At 47.5% G+C, this 22,631-nt stretch carries 23 protein-coding genes and 1 tRNA gene; 12 read left to right on the top strand and 12 right to left on the bottom strand.

The annotated features are described in order from the left end of the window. Nucleotides 1-111 precede the first annotated feature (111 nt). Nucleotides 112-426, bottom strand: a complete 315-nt coding sequence (locus ASC40_RS03650) for a HigA family addiction module antitoxin (RefSeq protein WP_055438392.1) — start codon at nucleotides 424-426, stop codon at nucleotides 112-114. A gap of 723 nt (nucleotides 427-1,149) precedes the next feature. Then, nucleotides 1,150-1,240, bottom strand: a tRNA-Ser gene (locus ASC40_RS03645). Nucleotides 1,241-1,472: 232 nt separating this feature from the next. Here ASC40_RS03645 and ASC40_RS03640 point away from each other — a divergent pair. Next, the gene (locus tag ASC40_RS03640) at nucleotides 1,473-3,344 is read left to right on the top strand and encodes an acetate--CoA ligase (protein ID WP_055438391.1); all 1,872 of its coding nucleotides are present in this window, start codon (nucleotides 1,473-1,475) and stop codon (nucleotides 3,342-3,344) included. Nucleotides 3,345-3,353: 9 nt separating this feature from the next. Here ASC40_RS03640 and ASC40_RS03635 read toward each other — a convergent pair whose 3' ends face one another. From ASC40_RS03635 to ASC40_RS03605, 7 genes are all read right to left on the bottom strand, one after another. Then, a complete protein-coding gene (locus tag ASC40_RS03635) occupies nucleotides 3,354-4,325 on the bottom strand; it encodes a mechanosensitive ion channel family protein (RefSeq protein ID WP_055438390.1) in 972 nt (323 codons plus the stop codon). Nucleotides 4,326-4,331: 6 nt separating this feature from the next. Further along, nucleotides 4,332-4,805: a bacterioferritin gene (bfr, locus tag ASC40_RS03630; RefSeq protein ID WP_055438389.1), complete on the bottom strand. Its 474-nt coding sequence runs from the start codon at nucleotides 4,803-4,805 to the stop codon at nucleotides 4,332-4,334. A gap of 21 nt (nucleotides 4,806-4,826) precedes the next feature. After that, a complete protein-coding gene (gene bfr, locus ASC40_RS03625) occupies nucleotides 4,827-5,297 on the bottom strand; it encodes a bacterioferritin (protein ID WP_055438388.1) in 471 nt (156 codons plus the stop codon). Between the two features lie 52 nt (nucleotides 5,298-5,349). Continuing rightward, a complete protein-coding gene (locus ASC40_RS03620; protein WP_055438387.1) occupies nucleotides 5,350-5,568 on the bottom strand; it encodes a bacterioferritin-associated ferredoxin in 219 nt (72 codons plus the stop codon). Nucleotides 5,569-5,686: 118 nt separating this feature from the next. Continuing rightward, nucleotides 5,687-5,902, bottom strand: coding sequence for a hypothetical protein (locus ASC40_RS03615; RefSeq protein ID WP_141656092.1), 216 nt, complete (start codon nucleotides 5,900-5,902; stop codon nucleotides 5,687-5,689). Nucleotides 5,903-5,935: 33 nt separating this feature from the next. Further along, nucleotides 5,936-6,382: a DUF3429 domain-containing protein gene (locus ASC40_RS03610; RefSeq protein WP_055438385.1), complete on the bottom strand. Its 447-nt coding sequence runs from the start codon at nucleotides 6,380-6,382 to the stop codon at nucleotides 5,936-5,938. Next, nucleotides 6,379-7,353, bottom strand: coding sequence for a calcium/sodium antiporter (locus ASC40_RS03605; RefSeq protein WP_055438384.1), 975 nt, complete (start codon nucleotides 7,351-7,353; stop codon nucleotides 6,379-6,381). The genes ASC40_RS03610 and ASC40_RS03605 overlap by 4 nt, the downstream gene beginning before the upstream one ends. A gap of 115 nt (nucleotides 7,354-7,468) precedes the next feature. Between ASC40_RS03605 and ASC40_RS03600 the strand changes: the two genes are divergently transcribed. Continuing rightward, complete coding sequence (locus ASC40_RS03600) at nucleotides 7,469-8,434, top strand: CorA family divalent cation transporter (RefSeq protein WP_055438383.1); 966 nt, start codon at nucleotides 7,469-7,471, stop codon at nucleotides 8,432-8,434. Here ASC40_RS03600 and ASC40_RS03595 read toward each other — a convergent pair. Genes ASC40_RS03595 through ASC40_RS03585 form a run of 3 tightly spaced genes read right to left on the bottom strand, consistent with a single transcriptional unit; the run spans nucleotide 8,411 to nucleotide 12,214 of the window. Continuing rightward, complete coding sequence (locus ASC40_RS03595) at nucleotides 8,411-9,538, bottom strand: ABC transporter ATP-binding protein (protein ID WP_425415054.1); 1,128 nt, start codon at nucleotides 9,536-9,538, stop codon at nucleotides 8,411-8,413. The genes ASC40_RS03600 and ASC40_RS03595 overlap by 24 nt on opposite strands. Beyond that, on the bottom strand, nucleotides 9,516-11,198 hold the full coding sequence (locus ASC40_RS03590; protein ID WP_055438382.1) for an ABC transporter permease: 1,683 nt from the start codon (nucleotides 11,196-11,198) through the stop codon (nucleotides 9,516-9,518). The genes ASC40_RS03595 and ASC40_RS03590 overlap by 23 nt, the downstream gene beginning before the upstream one ends. Beyond that, nucleotides 11,198-12,214 carry a Fe(3+) ABC transporter substrate-binding protein gene (locus ASC40_RS03585; RefSeq protein ID WP_055438381.1) on the bottom strand — a complete coding sequence of 339 codons (1,017 nt, stop codon included), beginning with the start codon at nucleotides 12,212-12,214 and terminating at the stop codon, nucleotides 11,198-11,200. The genes ASC40_RS03590 and ASC40_RS03585 overlap by 1 nt, the downstream gene beginning before the upstream one ends. 159 nt (nucleotides 12,215-12,373) lie before the next feature. On the opposite strand from ASC40_RS03585, the gene ASC40_RS03580 reads away from it, so the two are divergent. The 10 genes from ASC40_RS03580 to nqrF all read left to right on the top strand — a co-directional run bounded on the left by ASC40_RS03580 (nucleotide 12,374) and on the right by nqrF (nucleotide 22,630). Next, nucleotides 12,374-14,176, top strand: a complete 1,803-nt coding sequence (locus ASC40_RS03580; protein WP_055438380.1) for a cation:proton antiporter — start codon at nucleotides 12,374-12,376, stop codon at nucleotides 14,174-14,176. A gap of 237 nt (nucleotides 14,177-14,413) precedes the next feature. Beyond that, nucleotides 14,414-14,896: a hypothetical protein gene (locus ASC40_RS03575; RefSeq protein ID WP_211256852.1), complete on the top strand. Its 483-nt coding sequence runs from the start codon at nucleotides 14,414-14,416 to the stop codon at nucleotides 14,894-14,896. A gap of 22 nt (nucleotides 14,897-14,918) precedes the next feature. Further along, complete coding sequence (locus tag ASC40_RS03570) at nucleotides 14,919-15,239, top strand: BolA family protein (protein ID WP_055438378.1); 321 nt, start codon at nucleotides 14,919-14,921, stop codon at nucleotides 15,237-15,239. A 112-nt stretch (nucleotides 15,240-15,351) separates the two neighbouring features. After that, nucleotides 15,352-16,530 carry an enoyl-ACP reductase FabV gene (gene fabV / locus ASC40_RS03565; RefSeq protein ID WP_055438377.1) on the top strand — a complete coding sequence of 393 codons (1,179 nt, stop codon included), beginning with the start codon at nucleotides 15,352-15,354 and terminating at the stop codon, nucleotides 16,528-16,530. A 248-nt stretch (nucleotides 16,531-16,778) separates the two neighbouring features. After that, nucleotides 16,779-18,119 (top strand): Na(+)-translocating NADH-quinone reductase subunit A, encoded by a 1,341-nt coding sequence (locus ASC40_RS03560; protein ID WP_055438376.1) that lies wholly within the window; start codon nucleotides 16,779-16,781, stop codon nucleotides 18,117-18,119. Nucleotides 18,120-18,121: 2 nt separating this feature from the next. Next, nucleotides 18,122-19,321 (top strand): NADH:ubiquinone reductase (Na(+)-transporting) subunit B, encoded by a 1,200-nt coding sequence (locus ASC40_RS03555; RefSeq protein ID WP_055438375.1) that lies wholly within the window; start codon nucleotides 18,122-18,124, stop codon nucleotides 19,319-19,321. Beyond that, the gene (locus tag ASC40_RS03550; RefSeq protein WP_055438374.1) at nucleotides 19,314-20,090 is read left to right on the top strand and encodes a Na(+)-translocating NADH-quinone reductase subunit C; all 777 of its coding nucleotides are present in this window, start codon (nucleotides 19,314-19,316) and stop codon (nucleotides 20,088-20,090) included. The genes ASC40_RS03555 and ASC40_RS03550 overlap by 8 nt, the downstream gene beginning before the upstream one ends. Further along, on the top strand, nucleotides 20,090-20,722 hold the full coding sequence (locus ASC40_RS03545) for an NADH:ubiquinone reductase (Na(+)-transporting) subunit D (protein ID WP_055438373.1): 633 nt from the start codon (nucleotides 20,090-20,092) through the stop codon (nucleotides 20,720-20,722). Before ASC40_RS03550 ends, ASC40_RS03545 begins: the two co-directional genes overlap by 1 nt. 10 nt (nucleotides 20,723-20,732) lie before the next feature. Further along, entirely contained in the window at nucleotides 20,733-21,341 is a 609-nt protein-coding gene (gene nqrE, locus ASC40_RS03540; protein WP_055438372.1) for an NADH:ubiquinone reductase (Na(+)-transporting) subunit E, read from the top strand. 47 nt (nucleotides 21,342-21,388) lie between these two features. After that, nucleotides 21,389-22,630 carry an NADH:ubiquinone reductase (Na(+)-transporting) subunit F gene (gene nqrF, locus ASC40_RS03535; protein WP_055438371.1) on the top strand — a complete coding sequence of 414 codons (1,242 nt, stop codon included), beginning with the start codon at nucleotides 21,389-21,391 and terminating at the stop codon, nucleotides 22,628-22,630. Nucleotide 22,631: the final 1 nt, after the last annotated feature.

Genomic DNA, 22,631 nt, shown 5'->3' with positions numbered 1-22,631 from the left:
AAGTACTTCATAGGGCAGGCTCCAATTGCTTGAGTTATTACCCCACTATATGAAGTGTCGCGCAATTGAGCAATGCCGGTAGCCGCAGATATTGGCCTTGCTGCCGACCGCCTACTGAGCGGAAAGCTCCTCACGAAGGGGTTTTGCTTTAACAATGGTGCACGCATTTGCAGATTGTTGGATATCAAATTGTGCTTGGCGTGTCAGCCAGTACTCAGCGCTGACGCCTGTGGCAACCTCAAGTTTGCGGGCTAACTCAACCGAAACGCCAGTGCGTCCGTTGACAAATCTAGATAGCTGCTCGCGTTTCATATAGAGCTTGCGAGCTGCCTCTGCTACCGAAATGGCGTAACGTACTAAAAAGCGGTCGTAAAAAACTTGGCCAGGGTGTTTAATCTCATGTTCTTTGCTTGGTGACATCGACATTATTTAAACCTCCGCAAAGTAGTCGACATTAAAAACAATGTGTTTCTCATACTCAAAGATTATAGCCCCACAAGACTCCACACCGTTGACAGTTAACACCGTAAGATTTAACTGTTGATGACAATATACGGTCCATAGCTTTGAAAAATCTTCGAATAAAAATTTATCCGAATTTAAATCAGTCAAAACCTCAACGATTTGAGTTAGCGTTGGTTCGAAAAATGGTAATTTTTCAGAATCATTTGCACGATAAAACTGTTCTAACTCGCTTGATTTAAAACTATGAATGAAGCTGACCTCCTTGTTTATCTTAGTTTAGCTCGCGGAACACTTCAAGTTACGCTTGTTGGCGTTGCTTTCAACTAGAAATCAGAGATTTGGAGGAGGTTTGGGATTGGTTTTTTTGATGATAAAAATAAAAAAATAAACAAAATCAATCACTAACAATTGGTGTCAGATTTTTGATGAATAAAAGATCTGATATCGCTATTAAGTTTATGCGTGAAATCGCGGCGGGAAATAAAAAACCGCCTAGCGGCGGTTCTCTTGTATCTGGCTACGATCGAGGGATTCACTCGGGCCATCCATGGCCCTCGCCCTTCGGGCAGCCTGCGGCTGTGCCAAACGGCAATCCTGCCGTTTGGTCGAACCCTAAGGGTTCTCATCAAGTCCGCACTCTCCACCAGATACAAAAAAACCGCCTAGCGGCGGTTCTCTTGTATCTGGCGGAGAGAGAGGGATTCGAACCCTCGATACGCGGTTAGCGTATACACACTTTCCAGGCGTGCTCCTTCAACCACTCGGACACCTCTCCTGAAGGTGGCGGTATGATAGGGAAAACCCCCTAACAAATCAACTACGCATTAAAAGCAAAAACGCTAGCAGATATTAGATATTGGATATTAGGCGGATGTATCGGGTATTTAGCTAATATCTGATATCCAATAGCTAATATCGCCCTTGCATTTCACCCGACTTAAGTCGAATGGGAAAAAAGCTCAGACGCGCTACATTATTGGCATAAGCAGTTACAAGGAACGAAAATTATGAGCTACCCACGAGAATATGAGTCATCGCTACAGCGTACCGAGGCTTTTTGGCTGAAGCAGGCTGGCAATTTGCATTGGTTTAAGGAGCCTAGCCAAGCGTGCACGCTGAAGCCAAATGGTATGGCCGACTGGTTTGCTGATGGCGAGCTGAATATGTCATTTATGGCGCTTGATTATCATGTGGACAACGGCCGTGGTGAGCAGCTGGCGCTTATTTATGACTCGCCGGTTACCGGTAGCAAGGCAAGTTATACCTACCGTGAGTTGCGTGATGCGGTGGCCACTTTCGCCGGGTTGTTGAAAAAGCAGCACGTGAAAAAAGGCGATAGGGTGGTGATTTATATGCCAATGATTCCGCAGGCGGCCATTGCCATGTTGGCTTGCGCACGGTTGGGGGCGGTGCATTCGGTGGTGTTTGGCGGTTTTGCGCCGCATGAGCTGGCGGTGCGTATTGATGACGCCCAACCTAAAGTGATTATTACTGCGTCGTGCGGAGTTGAAGTGAATAGGGTGCTGCCGTATAAGCCCATGGTTGATAGGGCTATTGAGCTGGCGCAGCACAAGCCTGCGAATGTGATTGTTTACCAACGCACGCAGTGTCAGGCTGAGCTGCAGGCGCCACGTGATATAGATTGGCAGCAGGGTATTCAAAAGGTCACGCCGGCTGAGTGTGCGGTGATGCATGGTTCCGATCCGTTGTATGTGCTGTATACCTCGGGCACTACGGGCAAACCCAAAGGAGTGGTGCGTGATACCGGCGGCTATGCGGTTGCGCTGAAGTACTCTATGGACGTGGTTTACGGCATTAAGCAAGGCCAAGTGATGTTTACGGCTTCTGATGTGGGTTGGGTGGTTGGCCATTCGTATATTGTGTATGGGCCTTTATTGGCCGGGGCGACCACGGTGCTGTACGAAGGCAAGCCAGTGCGGACACCAGATGCTGGCGCATTTTGGCGGGTTTGTGCCGAGTATGGGGTGAATGTGTTGTTTTCGGCGCCAACGGCTTTTCGTGCGGTGAAAAAAGAAGACCCCGAAGGTAATTTCCTAGAGCAGTATGACTTGTCAAAGCTAGAGCGTATTTACATGGCGGGCGAGCGTTTAGATCCGCCAACCTATGAATGGACGACGGAAATTACCGGCAAGCCAGTTTACGATCATTGGTGGCAAACTGAGTCGGGCTGGCCCATTTGTGCGAACCCTGTCGGCATTGCTGAACACCCGATTAAACCAGGCTCGGCCACCTTGCCGTTGCCGGGGTATGACGTTCGAATTTTAGATTACAAAGGCGCTGAAGTGGCGACCGGCGAGCAAGGAGCCGTCGCCATTAAATTGCCGCTTCCGCCAGGTTGTTTAACCACAATTTGGGGCGACGATGCGCGTTTTGAACAAGGTTATTTAAGCGAATTTAAAGGCTATTACAGCAGTGGTGACGGTGGCTACAAAGACGACGACGGTTATGTATTCATTATGGGGCGCACCGACGATGTCATTAACGTTGCTGGGCATCGTTTGTCGACCGGTGAAATGGAAGAAATATTAGCCAAAGACTCTGCGGTAGCTGAATGCGCCGTTATTGGCGTACAGGACAGCTTAAAAGGCCAGGTACCAGTGGGTTTAGTTATTACTAAAGATGGCGTAACCATAGCCGATAATGAATTAAGTGAGCGTTTGGTACAGTTAGTACGTGACGAAATTGGTGCGGTGGCCTGCTTGAAGCGAATTCTGATTGTGCCACGGTTACCAAAAACGCGTTCGGGGAAAATTCTGCGGCGCGTTTTACGGCAATTGGCTGACGGCGAAGAAGTGGTGGTGCCATCAACCATTGATGACCCCACCTGCATTGACGAATTACGTGAACGTTTGAGCTAAACGCAAAGGTTATAGCTCATCGGCAGCATCGTTTTCTGGGCGTTTTTTAGAACGTTTAGCGGTGCTGCTTTTTTTTGCCTGTTGCACCATCGCAAGCTTGGCATCATCGTCCCAGCTTTTAATGTGCAAGTCGCGCTGCGGAAACGGAATTTCAATGTCATATTCTTCAAGCGACGTGTGAATTTCCCACATAAATGCGGCTTTCACCGCACTTGGGCGGTTTACCGCTTCAGGTTTTAGCCACACGACAAGCTCAAAGTTTAGCGAACTGTCACCAAATTCAGTTAACCACACTTGGGGTGGGCGATGGCTACCGTCGTCAAGCGTGTGCGGTACTCGTTCAGCTGCTTCTAATACGGCTTTGCGTACCAATTCTTTGTCGGTGCCGTACGCCACGCCAAATCCAACTTTTAAGCGGCGAATTGTGTCGCGCATGGTCCAGTTGGTCACGCGCCCAGCAACAAACTCTGAATTCGGCACAATAATGTCGATGTTGTCGTTGGTGGTAATTATGGTGCTGCGAATATTAATTTCTTTCACTTCGCCAGTAACACCCGACTCGAGCTCAACAAAGTCGCCAACTTTGAGTGTTTTCTCGAATAGCAACATAATACCGGCGGTAAAGTTGCTGATGAGGTTTTGTAAGCCAAAACCGACACCCACACCTAAGGCACTGGCGAAAATTGCAAACTTAGTTAGGTCAATGCCGATAGAGGCCACGGCAATCAAAAAACCGATAACCATCACCACATAATGGGTAATGCGGGTAAGGGCATACACAGATGACTGCGCCATGGATTTGCGATAACTCGCAATGCGGCGCAAGCCGTTCTGTAGAAGTCGTGACGCAATATAGGTGACGATTAAAATAACCACCACGCGGAATACCGAGCCGTAAGTAATGACGGTTTCGCCGACTTTAAATAGCTCGGTTTCTAGCCAACCAAATAGTTGGCTCACTTCAGTTAAAAACTGCTCCATGCAGAATTATCCCATTTGTGCCTGTAAATAGAGCTGTAGACCAAGTTTGTCGATAAGCTCAAGTTGTTGACGCAACCAGTATGCATGGTCTTCTTCGGTGTCGCGCAAAATGGTAATGAGCATATCGCGACTGACATAGTCACCGGCATTTTCACAGAATTTAATCACGCTGCGTAAGGTACGGGCATTGCCATACTCAAGTTCAAGGTCATTGGCCAACATGGTGGGTACATCGGCACCAATTGCATGTGGTTCGCGGCCATTCATGTTGGGTTTTCCGCCCAAGAATAAAATGCGGCGAATAAGTAAATCAGCGTGCCCGCGCTCGTCGTCCACTTCGTGATTAATACGCTCATACAGCTTATTTAAGCCCATGTCTTCATAGATACGCGAATGCGCGGTGTACTGATCAATTGAGGTTAACTCATAGGCAAGCAGCTTGTTTAATTGCTCAACCACAGCTTGATTATCTAAACTCATAACGGCTCCTTTAGTTACAGATTAGCTATCGAGCTTGGTTTGCAAGTAATTCGCAACACCAATGCTGTCGATAAGATCGAGTTGAGTTTCAAGCCAATCTAAATGCTCTTCTTGTTGCTCTAGAATTTCGGTGAGCTCGTCACGGCTAACGTAGTCTTGGGCGTCTTCGCAAATCTTTATTGCCGCACGAATAGCCAGCACATCGTCTAGCTGTACTTTTTTATCAAGCTGCAGCATTTCATGAGGGTCTTCGCCAATGAATAATTTGCCGAGATCTTGCAGGTTAGGGAGACCGCCTAAGAATAAAATACGCTCAATAATGTCATCGGCGTGTTTCATTTCGTAAATAGATGCTTTGTAGATTGCGCTGTTGAGTTCGCCAAAACCCCAGTTTTTGTACATGCGAGCATGTAAAAAATACTGGTTTATTGCGGTTAATTTGCGGGTAAGAACTCGGTTGAGCTCCTGCAGAACGTGGCTATCGCCTTTCATGTGTACTGTTCCTTACTGTTATGTTTGATAACAGCTTAAGCGTAGCACACCTCTATGGGCAAAAAAGTACTGGTACTAAAGTTTCTGATTTTAATCGTTCATTGCGCTCGGCAACGGCGTCTTTAACGATGTCTTTGGCGCACTGAGTACAGCAGCCACATTGGCTTCCTACACCATATTGCTGGCGTAGTTCGCGCATGCTGCTTAAGCCATCGTCGACGGCGCGACGGATGGTTTTATCTGTGACACCTTTGCATAGACAGACGTACATGAATGACTCCATTTGAATGTGTCACTAATGATAATACAAACGAGAATGATTCGCAACCAGAAAAGTGTAGCCCGGCGTTTTACGCCGGGACGTGGCGAAGCCACGGTTATTCTTGAATTCAAATGCAACGTTCAGCAATCACGGCGCTGCGCGCCACCCGGCTTACACCGTTGTTCAATTCGACAATCACGGCGCTGCGCGCCACCCGGCTTACACCGTTGTTCAGTTCGACAATCACGGCGTTGCGCGCCACCCGGCTTACACCGTTGTTCAATTCGACAATCACGGCGCTGCGCGCCACCCGGCTTACACCGTTGATCAGTTCAGCAATCACGGCGCTGCGCGCCACCCGGCGTGGAACGCCGGGCTACAGGCTAATGATGAGGAGGATGATGTGGAGGGCGGTGACGGTGAATGTGAGGCGGCCACGTAATTCTAGGTACCAGGGGTGCGCGCTCAGTTTGCGGCGTTCGTAGTTGAGCCAGAACAGGTGTAACAACGCTAAGATGCTGAGTGTGGCTAAGGTGGTGTCACAGGTCAGTGGCAGGTTGTGAAACACTAATGTGGCGATGGCCGCAATGGAGGGCAACATGCTCCAGTGCAGGGCGCGGCTGTGGTTGGTGTCGGCTGAGAGCATAACCAAGCCCCAATGAATGCCACCAAGAAAGCTAAAAATAATCGCGCTATAAAGAATGAAAAGCTCAATGGCAAGCGGCGCCCAAAGGTCGAGTAGCGCCGCTACAGTTAGCCCAATAAACGGCAGCAAGCCGAGAAAGCCGAGTCTTTGTGCCGTGTATTGAGTGCTTAAATTCATGCCATAAATCCTGTTTGAATAAGGTAAACGGTATAACCAATATAACAAGCCACAAAAATACCACCATGAATACGATTTATGCGATTTGGTCGCTTGTTAGGGCGAAACGCAAAAATCAACAGCATAAAGGTTAAGGCGGCCATGACTAACCAGTCGCGGCTTAACACTAGGGGTTCTAGGTCAATTGGGTGTATGGCACCGGCAATGCCGACCACCGCTAAGGTGTTAAACATGTTCGAGCCAATAACGTTGCCCAAAGCCAGGTCATGCTCATTTTTGCGTACCGCGGCAATTGCAGAAGCGAGTTCTGGCAATGAAGTGCCTACAGCGACTACGGTCAAACCGATAATTAAGTCGCTTACGCCAAGTGCGGTGGCGATATCAACAGCGCCCCAAACCAATATACGCGAGCTTACAATAAGCAGGATCAAACCAACAACTAACCACATGACAGCGCGCCCAAGCGGCATGCTATGAGCTTGAATTTCTTGGTCGAACTCGGTGCTAAGAGTGTCTTCTTTGCTGGTCATGCCTTGGTAAATGCTCCAGCCCATATAAAGCGCAAAAACCGCCAATAATATCCAAGCTTCAAGTGCGGTAATAACGCCATCAACTAATGGCCAAGCGACCAAAATGGTGATGGCGATTAAAATCGGCGCTTCACGTTTCAACACTTGGCTAGCCACCGCTATAGGTGCTAGTAGCGCGGTGATGCCTAAAATTAATGCAATATTAGTAATGTTCGAGCCAAAGGCGTTGCCTAATGCAAGCCCTGGGTTACCTTGCGATGAAGCAAGGGCCGACACCACCATTTCAGGTGCCGAGGTACCAAAACCAATAATCACCATACCGATTAATAACGCCGGCATGCCTAAGTGATTTGCGGTGGCTGCAGCGCCTTCAACGAACTTATCTGCGCTCCAAACCAGCAGAGCAAGGCCAAAAATAACGGCCAAAATGGGCAATAACATAGTATTCCTTGGTATTTTTTTGAAGTTGGTCAATATTTTAACGCGAATAACTAGGGCTTGTGAAATCAATATAGAAGCGACTAGACTGAAAATATTGCAATTAAGAGGAATCATTATGACTGACAAGCAGTTAACACGCCCTGAATTTATGATCGATAGCTGGGATTTTAGTACTCACCCAGCGCAGGCTGTGCTGGAAAATTTTCACGAGCGGCAGCATTGTTGGTTTCATTTTCAGCGTAATCTCGCTGGATTATCAGACTGGTTATTTGATGCCGGTATTCCGCAACCGGTTATTGAAGCTGTGCTTGAGGAAGATACGCGACCACGATTTGATCGCCTGAATGATGGGTTCATTTTAATTTTACGCGGTGTGAATTTAGGTGAGGGGGCACAACAAGAAGATATGGTGAGTTTACGCTTGCTGTATTTTAAAGGAAATTTATACACCTTTCGTAAGCGACCTGTGGCTTCGGTGCAAGTGGTACAGCGAATGCTTGAAGCGCAGCAAGGGCCTGAAACCTTGGCTGACTTTTTGTTGGTGTTAGTGGATGAAATGACCAACAAAATTGAGCAACTTCAAGACCTCATTGAAGCAGAAATGGAGCGGTTAGAAGACGATGAAATTGGCACGACTGGGCAACGCCAAAAAGACTTAACCTTGCTGCATCGGCGTTTGTTGAAGTTGACTCGGTTTGTGCGCCCACAATTAACTGCGCTAGACCGCCTAGCGGCCGATGCGCCGAAGTGGTTCGATGCGGAATGGATACAGTGGCTGATTAACGAGCGCGATAACACTCACCGTGAGCTAGAAAATATGGAAATGCTGCTGGAGCAAGTGTGGATGCTGCGCGAACATTTGCAGCAAGACGTGGCAGAAAAGATGAACCGCAATACCTACTGGCTTTCTATGGTGGCGGGGGTGTTCTTACCGATTAGTTTTCTAACTGGCCTGTTCGGTATCAACATTGGCGGTATGCCAGGCGTAGAAGATGACCGTGCTTTTTGGATGTTTAGCGCGGCTTTGGCTGTGATTGCGGTGGTTGAATTTTTGCTGCTACGCCGACTTCGCTTTTGGTAATACGCTAGGTAACGGTTGAACGGTAGGGGCTTGGTCATGAAAGCCCGGTAGCTCGCAGTGGTCAGCGGCAAATACGACCAAATGATCAAACTCTGGGCGCAGGCCAATTTCACTGCCGACACTGTAGCCCTCATGAGAAGGACTTAATGTAAGAATTTCAATGCCGCTAGGTAGTTCCACGGTGTACAGGTTATGAGCACCGCGAAAGCCGCGTGCTTTAATTATACCGCGCAAGCGTGAGTTATCGTCAGTTACGACATCATCTGGGCGCACTAAGAAGCTTACCGGAGTGCCTGCTGCCACTTGTTGTAAGCTCGGGTGTTCAAGCATACCTAGTGGCGAGGCTAACGAGCCTTCGGTATTGACGATTCCTTGTAACAATACGCCGTGACCAATAAAGTCAGCTACTAATTGGTGACGAGGCTGGTGGTAGAGCTGGTACGGCGTGTCCCACTGTAACAATTCACCCTGATACATAACGCCGGCTTTGTCTGCCATAGCAAAGGCTTCTTGCTGATCATGAGTTACTAAAAGGGCGGTTATCCCTTCTTTTTTTAATAATTCACGCACTTCAACGGCTAAACGCTCGCGTAATTCCGCATCTAAACTAGAAAATGGCTCGTCAAGCAGCAATAAGCCCGGTTTTGGGGCCAGCGCACGCGCAAGCGCAATACGTTGTTGCTGGCCGCCTGATAATTCATGTGGAAAGCGTTTGTGATAGCCCGGCAAGCCGACACGATCAAGCAATTCGTCAACCCGTTGTCGACGTTCTTGGGCGGAGGCTTTACGCATACCGAAACTAATATTGTCGGCCACGTTCAGATGAGGAAACAACGCAAAGTCTTGAAATACCATACCAACACCGCGCTTTTCAGCGGGCAGCGTATAGTCGTTATTGGATACTTCGTTGCCGTCAATTTGAATGTTGCCGCTTTGCAGGTTCTGAAAGCCCGCAATGGCACGCAGTAAGGTGGTTTTTCCGCAACCACTTGGGCCGAGTAAACAGCCAATCTCGCCTTGTTCCAGCGTTAAGCTAACACCGCGCACAATGTGTTGTGCACCAAAACTAATGTGTATTTTATTAAGCTGTAACCGGGACAAAATCTTGCTCCTTTAAGGCAGATTGCTGCGATTTTAACATAGCGCGCGACAACAAAATAACCGGAATTAGGCCAACTAACACCATCATGAGTGCAGGCGGACCAGCATCGGCCAAGCGCTCATCTCCTGCCATTTCATAAGCGCGTACGGCAAGCGTATTAAAGTCAAATGGACGTAATACTAGGGTGGCTGGAAGCTCTTTGAGTACGTCTACGCCAACTAGTATCAGTGCGGTAAATACGCTTGGGCGTAACAGCGGCAAATGAATTTTACGCAGTACCTGAAATGGTGTGTAACCTTGTATGCGTGCGGCTTCGTCCATGCTTGGGCGTATTTCAACTAAGCCAGATTGGATGGTTTGCAACGACACACTTAAAAAGCGCACTGCGTAGGCAAACAATAGGGCAAACACGGTGCCTGACAATAATAAGCCTGGATTATAACCAAACCAGGCTTTGCTCAAAGCAATAATACCGTGGTCGACACTGGTTAATACCATGATCAAACCCACGGCAATAACTAACCCAGGAATGGCATAGCCTAAGCCGGCAAAGGCGACGCTGGTGCGTACCAGGCGGGTTGGTATTTGGCGACGGCCATACGCTAACCATAAAGCTAGCACGACCACGAGTAAGGCGGCTAAAAATGCCAGCCAAAAGCTATTAAACGTGAGTTGCCAGAAACTGGATTGCAACCATACTTCAGAGCGTTCAATAGACCAGCTAGCTAATTGTAAGGCCGGTAAAATAAAACCAAATACTAATGGCAACCAGCAGGCAATACTAGCCAACAAGGCCTTACCACCACGCAATTCAAATGGTGGAGCAGGGCGGTTGCTACGCTGGTCGTAGCGGGCTTGGCTACGTGACCAACGTTCAATGAAAATAAGCAGTATAACTGCAACTAAAAGCATCGCCGCCAGTTGCAGTGCACCTTGCAGGTCGCCAAGGCCATACCAAGTACGGAAAATTCCGGTGGTAAAGGTAGTTACCCCAAAGTACTGCACGGTACCGTAATCGGCTAGTGTTTCCATCAGTGCTAAGGTGGCACCGGTAACAATAGCGGGGCGCGCAAGCGGAATAGCAAGACGCCAAAAACACTGCCACGGGTTTAAGCCCAAACTACGGCCTGCTTCAAGGGTGGTGGCCGACTGTTGTAGAAAAGTAGCGCGGGTAATTAAATAAACGTAAGGAAAGAGCACTAAGCTTAATACGGCAATGGCACCGCCAAGGCTGCGTATTTGCGGAAACCAGTAATCGCCGTAACTCCAACCGAACCAGTCACGCAGCGCGCTTTGCACTGGCCCTGCAAAGTCGAGCATACCGGTATAGGTGTAAGCGGTAATATAGGCTGGCATGGCTAGCGGTAATAGCAGCGCCCAACTTAATAGCCGTTGGCCTGGGAAGCGACACGCGGTTGTTAACCAAGCGGTGCCAACCCCTAAGCTAATTACCCCAATAGCCACACCAATTAATAACCATAATGAATGGCTAATGTATTCTGGTACTACGGTTTGCCATAAATGGCTTAAAGTAGAGAAGTCTTGCGCAGTTGCTAATTGCAGAACGGACCAACAAATTACCAGCAACGGCACGCCAATAACGACGGCCGTTGCCACTAAAGAAAGCTGACGCCAAGTTTTGCTGCGCAATAACTGGCGCATTAACGCCAACCAGCCCGGTTCATGAGCTTGACAGCTTCAGCGTTGTTTTCGCCAAGCACGGTCATGGATAAATCATCGGCTTGGAATTCGCCCCACGCTTGCAAGGTTTCGCTCCACTCAACCCCTTCTACCGCTGGGTATTCATTGTTAGTGGCGGCGTACCAAGCTTGCGACTCGGCGGTGAGCAAGAATTCAACCAGTTGTTGTGCGGCGGCTTTGTTTTTTGCATGTTTGGTTAAACCAATACCCGACACGTTAACGTGAGTGCCAAAGCTGTCTTGGTTAGGCCAGAAAATTTTCAACTTACTAGCAGCTTCGCGTTGTTCTGCGTCGTCGCCTGTTTGCATGAGGCCAAAATAATAGGTGTTAGCAACGGCAAGGTCACAAACGCCGGCGGCCGCTGCTTTAAGTTGATCGCGATCGCCGCCGACCGGAGGTTTGGCTAAGTTGTTGACTAAGCCTTCTGCCCAAGCTTGGGTTTTCTCTTCACCCCAGTGCTCAATCAGCGCGGCGGTTAATGACTGGTTGTAAATATTGTCTGATGAGCGAATACAAACTTTTTTGTTCCACTCAGGCTTGGCTAAATCTTCATAGCCATTCAACTGGCTAGGGTCAACCCGATCAGCCACGTAGAAAATTGGCCGAGCTCGTAAACTTAAACCTACCCACAAGTTGTCAGTGCCTTGTAAGTGATCCGGCACACGTGTCAACACAGTATCTGAAGTAATAGGTTGAAATACATCGGCTTCAGCAGCACGGTGTAAATTACCGGCGTCTACCGTCAAGAATAAATCGGCAGGGGTGTTTTCCCCTTCGTTTTGCAGACGCGCTAATAATGCATCGCCACCGCCGGTTAAAAGGCGTACTTCAATGCCGGTTTCTGCGGTAAACTTTTCAAGAACTGGTTTAATAAGCGCTTCTTTGCGCGCTGAATATACGTTAACGGTAGCGGCTTGTGCTACTGTTGCTGTTAAACTTGCAGCAATGGCTGTTAGGGTTAAAACTTTGCGTAGCATAGATAATTCCCTCGTTTTTGCCTCTATAAAGAATGAGTGAAGTATATCGAAAAAAGATAACGAACGATATTGATTCGCATTTGGTACCTACAAATAGTTTCGCGCAAATGAGAATTATTATCAACAACTAGATTGGAAATTTTTGGAAAAGGAAGCTTTATGTCAAATATGTCCGCTTTGGCCCTAATTGGGGTGCTGTCTATATTGTGCCAATGGGGTGCTTGGCGCATGAAAGTGCCAGCCATTTTGCCGTTACTTATTGTTGGTATTTTAGTCGGGCCGGTGTTTGGTGTAATGGACCCAGACGCTATTTTTGGTGACATTTTATTTCCTGTCGTGTCGCTTTCAGTTGCGATTATTCTATTCGAGGGCGCTCTTACGCTTAAGTTTGATGAAATTCGTGGGCATGGCCGCATGGTAACTAATTTGGTTAGTGTGGGTATGGTCATAACCTGGGTGGCTATTGCGATTGCCGCTTACTATTTAATTGGCTTTACGTGGGAGCTAGCCGCCTTATTTGGTGCCCTTGTGGTGGTGACGGGGCCGACGGTGATCATGCCCATGTTACGGTCAGTACGACCACTTGCGCGACTGGGAAATATTCTGCGTTGGGAAGGTATTATCATTGACCCGATTGGCGCGCTATTGGCGGTATTGGTTTACGAGTTTATTGTTGCTAGCCAAGGCGCGGGTTGGTCACAAGCATTACAGGCTTTTGCCACCACTATTGGGGTAGGTTTTGCGCTTGGTTTTGCCGGCGGCAAGTTGTTGGGCTGGGCGCTACTGAAAAGTATTTTCCCGCATTACTTAAAAAATGTCGCCACCTTGGCCGTGGTACTTGGTGTGTTTGCGGTTTCAAATGCGCTACAGCACGAATCAGGGCTTCTGACGGTAACCGTCATGGGTATGGTTATGGCCAACATGAGAGGCTTAGACTTAGACGATATTCTGGAATTTAAAGAAACGCTGTCAGTACTGCTCATTTCTGGCTTGTTCATTATTTTGGCAGCGCGGCTGCAACCAGAGGCCTTCAACTCATTGGGTGTGCCGGCAATTATTCTATTGGCGGTGATTATTTTTGTGGTGCGACCGCTGAGCGTCTGGGTGTCAGCCATAGGTACCCAAACCTCTTTTAAAGAAAAAATATTACTAAGCTGGATTGCACCGCGCGGTATTGTCGCGGCAGCGGTGTCGGCGTTGTTTGCATTGAAAATGCAACAAGGCGGTTGGCAGCAGGCTGAATTACTTGTACCACTGGTGTTCTTGGTTATTTTAAGCACGGTGGTGTTGCAAAGCTTAACTGCGAAACCGCTGGCGCACGCACTTAAATTGCGCGAGCCGCCGGCTCGTGGCTTCTTAATATTTGGCGCGAACCCAACCGCACGGTTAATTGCCAAGTCGCTGCAAGAGAACAAATTTCCAGTGTTACTGGCAGATACTAACTGGGAACACATCAAGCAGGCTCGAATGGAAAATCTACCAGTCTATTTTGGTAATCCAACATCGGAGCATGCGGAAAACAACATGGATTTAACCGGCATTGGCAACGTTTTAATACTTTCGCCATACCGGCAATTAAACCCAGTCGTAGCGATGCATTTTATGGACTGGTTCGATGACGAGAAAATTTTTGCATTGCATAGTACTGATCACGACGCGCCGGCTCGTAATCAACTGCCTGAAGTTTATCGTAATCGCCTGAAACTATTTGGCAAGGGCGTGACGTTCTCAAAGCTCGCTAGCTTAACGTTTCAAGGGGCAAGCGTGAAAACCACAGCGTTAACGGAGTCATTCCACTATGACGATTATCAGGATCGTTATGGTAACAGAGCGTTACCATTATATGCGCTTGATGAACGTGGTTTTTGTCATTTATTTAGTGCTGACCAAACCTTTGAACCTAAGGCTGGATGGCAAATTGTAGCGCTGGTAAGCCCTGAGCAGGAATCGGCTAATAATTAGAAAAAATTTACACTAAATTAACTTATAAAATAATTACTTATAATTTTGTTGTTAAATTGTAATTGAAATGCAAAAAAACATCGATTAGTATTGCGCCATGGATTTGAGGTGGTACTCAAGGATTGATACAACCTCATCTGGACACGGATAGTCCTCCTCCCTTTTTTAATGACCGTTATCCATTTATACTGCGCTTATTGTTCTTCCTAAAAATCAAGCTGTGAGAGCTGCGCAGACATGTCCACATTGCATACCGTTGTTTCAAAGTTAACAGTCATGAGTTTGCTGATTCTACTCAGTGCTTGTGGGGCAGAACGGCAAGCGCCAGAGCAAGAGTTGCGGCTGCAGCAGGTTCGTGACATAGATCGGCAGCAATTACCCGGCGCCGGCTGGGCTCTTTCTAATAGTGTTATTCAGCTTAGTTTTTGTCGTGATCGCGTGAATACGGCGTTGTTAGCCGAGCGCGAAGAATTACGCCGCTGGCGACTGGTAGGAGAAACTTCTGCATTTCCGCCAGGGCGCGATGAAGGGCTGCAACAGTTGGCTGATTTATATATGAAACACAATGTGCTGCTCTATCAGCTGTCTGGTAACTTTGGCAGCCAGGTTTATCAACTTGCTTACCGACCAAACGAGCCTGAACCGAATATTATCAATGCCTTTGCTAAAATTGGTCGTGATACCTCTATTTGTTATAGCTCACTGGATGCTAACGATTAACTAGGTGCTACTAGGTGTAACCATGACAGATCTCCAGCAACATATTGAAGCAAAACTACAACACCAACTACAGCCTGTTTATCTCTCGGTTGTGAATGAAAGTCATATGCATGGCACGCCAAGCAATGATTCCCATTTTAAAGTGATTGCCGTGTGTGAGCAGTTCGATGGTATGCGTCTGTTGCAGCGCCACCGTGCCGTTAATAAGGTGTTAGCGGACGAACTTGCCGGGCCCGTTCATGCTCTCGCGTTGCATGTTTATAGCCCGACTGAGTGGCAGCAACTGCATCAGGTGCCAGACTCACCTGCTTGTCGTGGTGGAAGTCAGCTCGATAACAACTAAACACGCGCTCGGTTAACAGCTCAGATCACTTGTCTGTGGGTGGTCGGTTACACTAGTCGGCATTTATACCAAATAACGAAAGACTCGAATTCATAAAATAGGAACCGATACAATGGTCATTCAACCAAAAATCCGTGGCTTTATTTGTACCAATGCTCACCCTGTAGGCTGCGCAGCACACGTGCAGCAACAAATTGATTATGTGAAGCAACAAGCGCCTTTAAACAAGGTGCCGCAGCGTGTTTTGGTTATCGGTTGTTCTACCGGCTATGGCTTAGCCACACGTATCAACGCTGCATTTGGTGCTGGCGCGAAAACCATAGGCGTGTGTTTTGAAAAAGAGCCAAGCGAGAAGAAAACCGCAACAGCCGGCTGGTATAACACCGCAGCGTTTCATAACGCCGCTGAACAAGAAGGCTTGTACGCTCATACCATTAATGGCGATGCGTTCTCAAACGAAATCAAGCAAGAAGTTATTGAGAAGATTAAACAAGATTTGGGCCAAGTTGACTTGGTAATTTACAGCCTTGCATCACCCAAGCGTAAAGACCCAGTAACTGGCGACCTGTATAGCTCTACCTTGAAGCCAATTGGGCAAGCCTATACCACTAAAACCTATCACACCGACAAAGACCAAGTGACTGAAATTACGTTAGAGCCAGCTAACGATGACGAAATTCAGCAAACCATTAAAGTAATGGGCGGTGAAGACTGGGAGTTATGGTTGGCTGCGCTGCATGATGCCGGCGTGCTAGCCCCTAATGCCAAGACCACGGCCTATACCTATATTGGTAAAAAGCTAACTTGGCCAATTTATGGTCACGCCACTATTGGTAAAGCAAAAGAAGATTTAGACCGTGCAGCTGCGGCCATGCGCACGCGTTATACCGACTTAAACCTTGAAGCTTACGTGTCATCATTGAAAGCGCTGGTCACTCAAGCAAGTTCTGCTATTCCAGTGATGCCCCTATATATTTCGCTAATTTACGGAGTGATGAAAGAAGAGGGCACCCATGAGGGTTGTATCGAACAAACGCACCGTTTGCTGCGCGATGGTTTGTACGGCGTTGACCCTGAGCTTGACGAAGCAGGCCGTTTGTTCATGAACGGCTGGGAGACGAATGACGCAACGCAAGCAAAAGTGGAAAAGTTGTGGCACCAAGTCACGCAAGAAAATTTCCATGACTTAGCGGACTATGCAGGCTATCACAGTGATTTCTTGAAGTTGTTTGGGTTTGGTATTGAGGGTGTGGACTACGACGCCGACGTCAACCCCGTTGTCACCTGGTAAAACAACAACGGCGCTATTAGCTAATAGATATTGGATATTAGCAAAATGGCTCCGGTATTAGCGACTAATATCTAATATCGAATAGCTAATATCGGTTTTGTTTTAGCAACTAAAAGTGCTAAAATGCGCGCCCTAGGTGAAAATGGACAGAATTTGGTCAGTGTGGGCTTTCAAGCTTAGGTTTTCTTACGTTTGAAAGCGCGCGCTGGAATAAGATTAATCTTCCCTAACGAGTAGTGCAAACGCGTATGATTACGATCAAGAAAGGGCTGGATATCCCGATTTCGGGTGCGCCAGTGCAAACTATCGAAGATGGCCAAGCCATCACCACCGTTGCCGTACTGGGTGAAGAGTATGTGGGTATGCGCCCAACCATGCATGTCAAGGTTGAGGACCGCGTTAAAAAAGGCCAGGTACTTTTCGAAGATAAGAAAAACCCAGGGGTTAAATTTACTGCACCTGCTGCCGGCGTTGTGAAAGACGTACTGCGTGGCGCAAAGCGTGTTCTGCAAGCTGTTGTCATTGAAATTGACGGCGACGAGCAAGAAACCTTTGCCAAGTACGACAGCGCAGACTTAGCAGGGCTTGATCGCGCTAAAGTGGTTGAGCAACTGAACAACTCAGGTCAATGGGTTGCGTTGCGAACCCGTCCATTTAGTCGTTCACCGAAGCTAGATGCAGAGCCTACCGCAATTTTTGTCAACGCTATGGACACCAACCCACTAGCGGCTGACCCAGCGTTAATCATCAACGAGAACAAGCAAGCTTTCATCGACGGTTTGAAAGTATTGGGTAACCTTACTCAAGGTAAAGTGTTTGTAGTGAAAGCTGCTGACGCTACCGTTGACACAGGCGACGCAAAAGTTCAGTTGGAAAGCGCGAAAGGGCCACATCCAGCTGGCTTAGTCGGTACCCATATTCATTTCTTGAACCCAGTATCAATGACCAAACACGTTTGGCATATTGGTTATCAGGACGTGATTGCCTACGGTAAATTATTTACTACCGGCGAATTGTTTACTGACCGTGTGGTTGCCTTAGGTGGGCCAGCGGCGAAAAAACCACGTTTATTGCGCACTCGCATGGGCGCCAACGTGCGTGAACTGACCAAAGGCGAGTTAGCGCAAGGCAAAAACCGCGTTATTTCAGGTTCAGTTTTAAATGGTCACAAAGTTGATGACGCTCATCAGTGGTTAGGTCGTTTCCATAACCAAGTGAGCGTATTGGCTGAAGGCGATAACAAAGAATTCTTGGGTTGGATCAAGCCTGGTGTAAATCAGCACTCGGTAACCCGCGCTTATTTAGGCCACTTGAGCCCGAAAAAACTATTCGCAATGACCACAACCACCAACGGCTCAGACCGTTCGATGGTGCCAATCGGCAACTACGAGCGCGTGATGCCGCTTGATATTTTGCCAACGATTTTGCTACGTGACTTGCTCTCTGGCGACACTGAACAGGCTCAAAAATTGGGTTGTTTAGAGTTGGACGAAGAGGACTTAGCACTGTGTTCTTATGTTTGCCCAGGCAAATACGAGTACGGTCCTGTGTTGCGTAACATGTTGACCGAAATTGAGAAAGAGGGCTGATCATGGGCTTGAAAAATTTCCTCGAGAAGATAGAGCCAAACTTCGAAAAAGGCGGCAAGTACGAGAAGTGGTACGCCTTATACGAAGCTGCAGCGACTATTTTCTATACGCCAGGTAAAGTTACCAAAGGCATGACCCACGTAAAAGATAGCGTTGATTTGAAGCGCATCATGATCTTGGTATGGATGATGACCTTCCCTGCTATGTTCTGGGGGATGTACAACATCGGTAACCAAGCTGCGATGGCGTTGGTAAACGGCTATGAATTGGCTGATATTTGGCAAGTGGGCTTGTTTACTGCATTAGGCGGTGATTTAAGCACTGCAGGCTGGGCCGGAAAACTATTCTACGGTGCGTGTTTCTTTGTTCCTGTGTATGCCACCACGTTTATTGTTGGCGGTTTCTGGGAAGTGTTGTTTGCGTCAGTTCGTAAGCACGAAATTAACGAAGGCTTCTTCGTAACTTCGGTACTGTTTGCGTTAACGCTTCCAGCCACCATGCCATTGTGGCAAGTTGCTTTGGGTATTACCTTCGGTGTGGTTATTGGTAAAGAAATTTTCGGCGGTACTGGCCGTAACTTCTTGAACCCTGCGCTGACTGGTCGTGCGTTCTTATACTTTGCGTTTCCAGCGTCTATTTCTGGTGAGCAAGTATGGACCGCAGTTGACGGTTTCTCGGGCGCAACCTTGTTAGGCCAAGCGACACAGACAACAGACTACATTGCTAATATGGACCTGTGGATGGATGCCTTCTTAGGTAACATTCAAGGCTCAATGGGTGAAGTGTCTACCCTAATGATTCTTATTGGCGGTTTGGCGTTAATTTACTTCCGTATCGCTTCGTGGCGCATTGTGTCAGGTGTGTTCGTGGGTATGTTAGCGCTGTCGTTGTTATTTAACGTTATTGGCAGCGACACCAATCCAATGTTCGCTATGCCATGGTACTGGCACTTAGTTGTTGGTGGTTTTGCCTTCGGTATGATGTTTATGGCAACTGACCCAGTATCGGCTTCATTCACCAATAAAGGTAAGTTCTATTACGGCTTCTTAATTGGCGCAATGACAGTTCTTATCCGTGTGGTAAACCCTGCGTATCCAGAAGGCATTATGCTGGCAATTTTGTTTGCTAACGTATTTGCCCCGCTGTTTGACCACTTTGTTGTTCAATCAAACATTAAACGGAGAATGGCACGCAATGGCTAATAAAAACGAATCACTCGGCAAAACGCTCTTTGTCGTTATCGCCCTCTGTTTAGTGTGTGCGATTATCGTGGCTGGCTCAGCGGTTGGTTTGAAACCAATTCAAGAAAAGAACGCAGCATTAGACATGCAGCGTAACGTGTTAGATGCAGCCGGCTTGTTAACCCCTGAAACCAACGTGGTCGAGATTTTTAACCAGCGTGTTGAAACGCGCTTGATTAACTTGAACACGTTAGAAACGGTAGACAGTGTTGACGGCAAAAGCGCGACTGACTACGACCCAATTGCGTCAGCTAAGAAAGCAGGCTTAGGCACTAAGCTTGAAAAAAGTAATGATGTAGCTGGCATTGGCTCGCGCGAAGACGTTGCCAAAGTTTACTTTATTAACGGCAACGACGGCGCGTTAGAGACTGTTGTGGTGTATGTACGTGGTTATGGCCTGTGGGGCACCATGTATGGTTTGATGGCCATTGCGCCAGACATGAACACCATTAAGGGGCTTAACTTTTACGAGCACTCAGAAACGCCAGGTCTAGGTGGCGAAATCCAGAATCCAAACTGGGTGGCTAGCTGGGAAGGTAAAGAAATTTATGACAACGGCAGTGTTGCCTTAGATGTTACTAAAAACGTGACAGATAAAGCGCATGATATTGATGCACTTTCGGGCGCAACCTTAACCAGTAACGGTGTGGAAAACACCATGCAGTTCTGGTTTAGCGACAAGGCTTATGGCCCACTGTTCGATAAAATTCGTAAAGGGGAGCTGAACTAATGGCCAGTGCAAAAGAAGTCAAAGAGGTTCTATTTGGGCCGATTTTTGCCAACAACCCGATTGCCTTACAAATTTTAGGTATTTGCTCGGCGTTGGCAGTAACGTCGAAAATGGAAAACACCGTGGTTATGTGTATTGCACTAACCTTAGTAACGGCGTTTTCGAACTTGTTTATTTCAATTATCCGTAACCATATTCCTTCAAGTGTGCGGATTATTGTACAAATGACGATTATTGCGAGCTTGGTAATTGTTGTAGACCAAGTGCTTCGTGCATATGCATACAGCATTGCGAAGGAACTGTCGGTATTCGTTGGTTTGATTATCACCAACTGTATCGTTATGGGTCGCGCAGAAGCATATGCAATGAAAAGCCCGCCTATGTTGTCGTTCCTAGACGGTATTGGTAACGGCTTGGGCTACTCGGTGGTATTGCTTACCGTTGGTTTTGTGCGCGAACTGTTCGGCTCAGGTAGCCTGTTTGGCTATCAGATCATGTCACTGGCTTCTGAAGGTGGTTGGTATCAACCAATCGGCTTGTTGGTATTACCGCCAAGCGCCTTCTTCATTATCGGTGGCTTTATCTGGGTACTGCGTACCTTCCGTACTGAACAAGTAGAGCCGAAGGAATAAGGAGCAGACCATGGAAGCCTATATCAGTTTATTTATTAAATCGATTTTCGTTGAAAACTTAGCGTTATCGTTCTTCCTTGGTATGTGTACTTTCTTGGCGGTATCTAAGAAAGTAACCACAGCTTTTGGTTTGGGCGTTGCTGTTATCGTGGTATTGGGTATTTCAGTACCAGCGAATAACTTGGTTTACCACAACATTTTGGCGCCAGGTGCGCTAGATTGGGCTGGTTTTCCAGATGCAGACTTAAGTTTCTTGCGTTTCTTGACCTTTATCGGCGTTATTGCGGCGTTGGTACAAATTCTAGAAATGGCATTAGATAAGTACGTGCCGGCGTTGTATAACGCACTTGGTATCTTCCTTCCGTTAATTACAGTGAACTGTGCCATCTTTGGTGGCGTATCATTCATGGTAGAGCGTGACTACACCTTCACTGAAAGTGTGGTTTACGGTATTGGCGGTGGTGTTGGCTGGGCGCTAGCGATTGTGGCGTTAGCCGCAGTACGTGAAAAGCTGAAATATGCGGACGTACCTGATGGTTTGCGTGGCTTAGGCATCACCTTTATGTCGGTGGGTCTAATTGGTTTAGGGTTTATGTCTTTCTCAGGCATTTCACTCTAATTTCATCCGGTTACGAACGATAACGTATTAAGTAGAGGTACAAGTCGATGCAAGGGCAAGATTTGACACTAATAGCGCTCGGCGTAGGCATGTTTACCTTGATTGTATTGATTTTGGTTGCGGTGATTATGTTCGCCAAATCAAAATTGGTCCCTCAGGGTGATGTCGAGATTTTAATTAACGATGACGAAGACAAGAAAATCACCACGCAGCCAGGCACCAAATTGCTTGGCGCATTGGCGAATGCTGGTATTTTCGTATCGTCAGCGTGTGGTGGCGGTGGCTCATGTGGTCAGTGCCGCGTGGTTATCAAAGAAGGTGGCGGTGAAATTCTGCCAACGGAACGTGACCACATTAACCGTAAAGAAGCACGTGAAGGCTGCCGTTTATCGTGCCAGGTTAACGTCAAGCAGAATATGAAAATCGAACTTCCAGAAGAAGTATTCGGTATTCGTAAATGGGACTGTACGGTTAAATCAAACAACAACGTTGCTACGTTTATTAAAGAATTCGTAGTGCAGTTGCCTGAAGGCGAAGAAGTTCCATTCCGCGCTGGTGGTTATATTCAAATTGAATGTCCGCCGCACCACGTGAAATTCAAAGACTTCGACATTGAAGATAAATTCCGTGGCGACTGGGAGCACTTTGGATTCTTTAACCTTGAGTCGAAAGTAAACGAAGAAGTTATTCGCGCTTACTCTATGGCGAACTACCCAGACGAGAAAGGCATTATTATGCTGAACGTGCGTATTGCTACGCCGCCTCCGCGTGATATGAGCTTACCGCCAGGCCAAATGTCATCGTACATCTTTAGCTTGAAGCCGGGTGACAAAGTAACTATTTCTGGTCCGTTTGGTGAGTTCTTCGCGAAAGACACCAAAGCAGAAATGGTGTTTGTCGGTGGTGGTGCGGGTATGGCGCCTATGCGTTCACATATCTTCGACCAATTACGCCGCTTGAACACAGATCGTAAAATGACGTTCTGGTACGGTGCACGTTCGAAGAAAGAAATGTTCTATGTTGAAGATTTCGACATGTTGGCGCGTGAAAACGACAACTTTGAATGGCACGTAGCCTTGTCTGACCCACAACCAGAAGATAACTGGGAAGGTTACACAGGCTTTATCCACAACGTGTTGTACGAAAACTATCTGAAAGACCACGAAGCGCCTGAAGATTGTGAGTTCTACATGTGTGGACCACCGATGATGAACGCTGCGGTTATCAAGATGCTAAAAGATCTTGGTGTCGAAGACGAGAACATCTTATTGGATGACTTCGGTGGCTAGA

The sequence above is a fragment of the Pseudidiomarina woesei genome (assembly GCF_001418345.1).
Lineage (GTDB): Bacteria > Pseudomonadota > Gammaproteobacteria > Enterobacterales > Alteromonadaceae > Pseudidiomarina > Pseudidiomarina woesei.
Note: the sequence above shows the minus strand (reverse complement) of the source record. Positions and strands in the feature narration are given on the sequence as shown.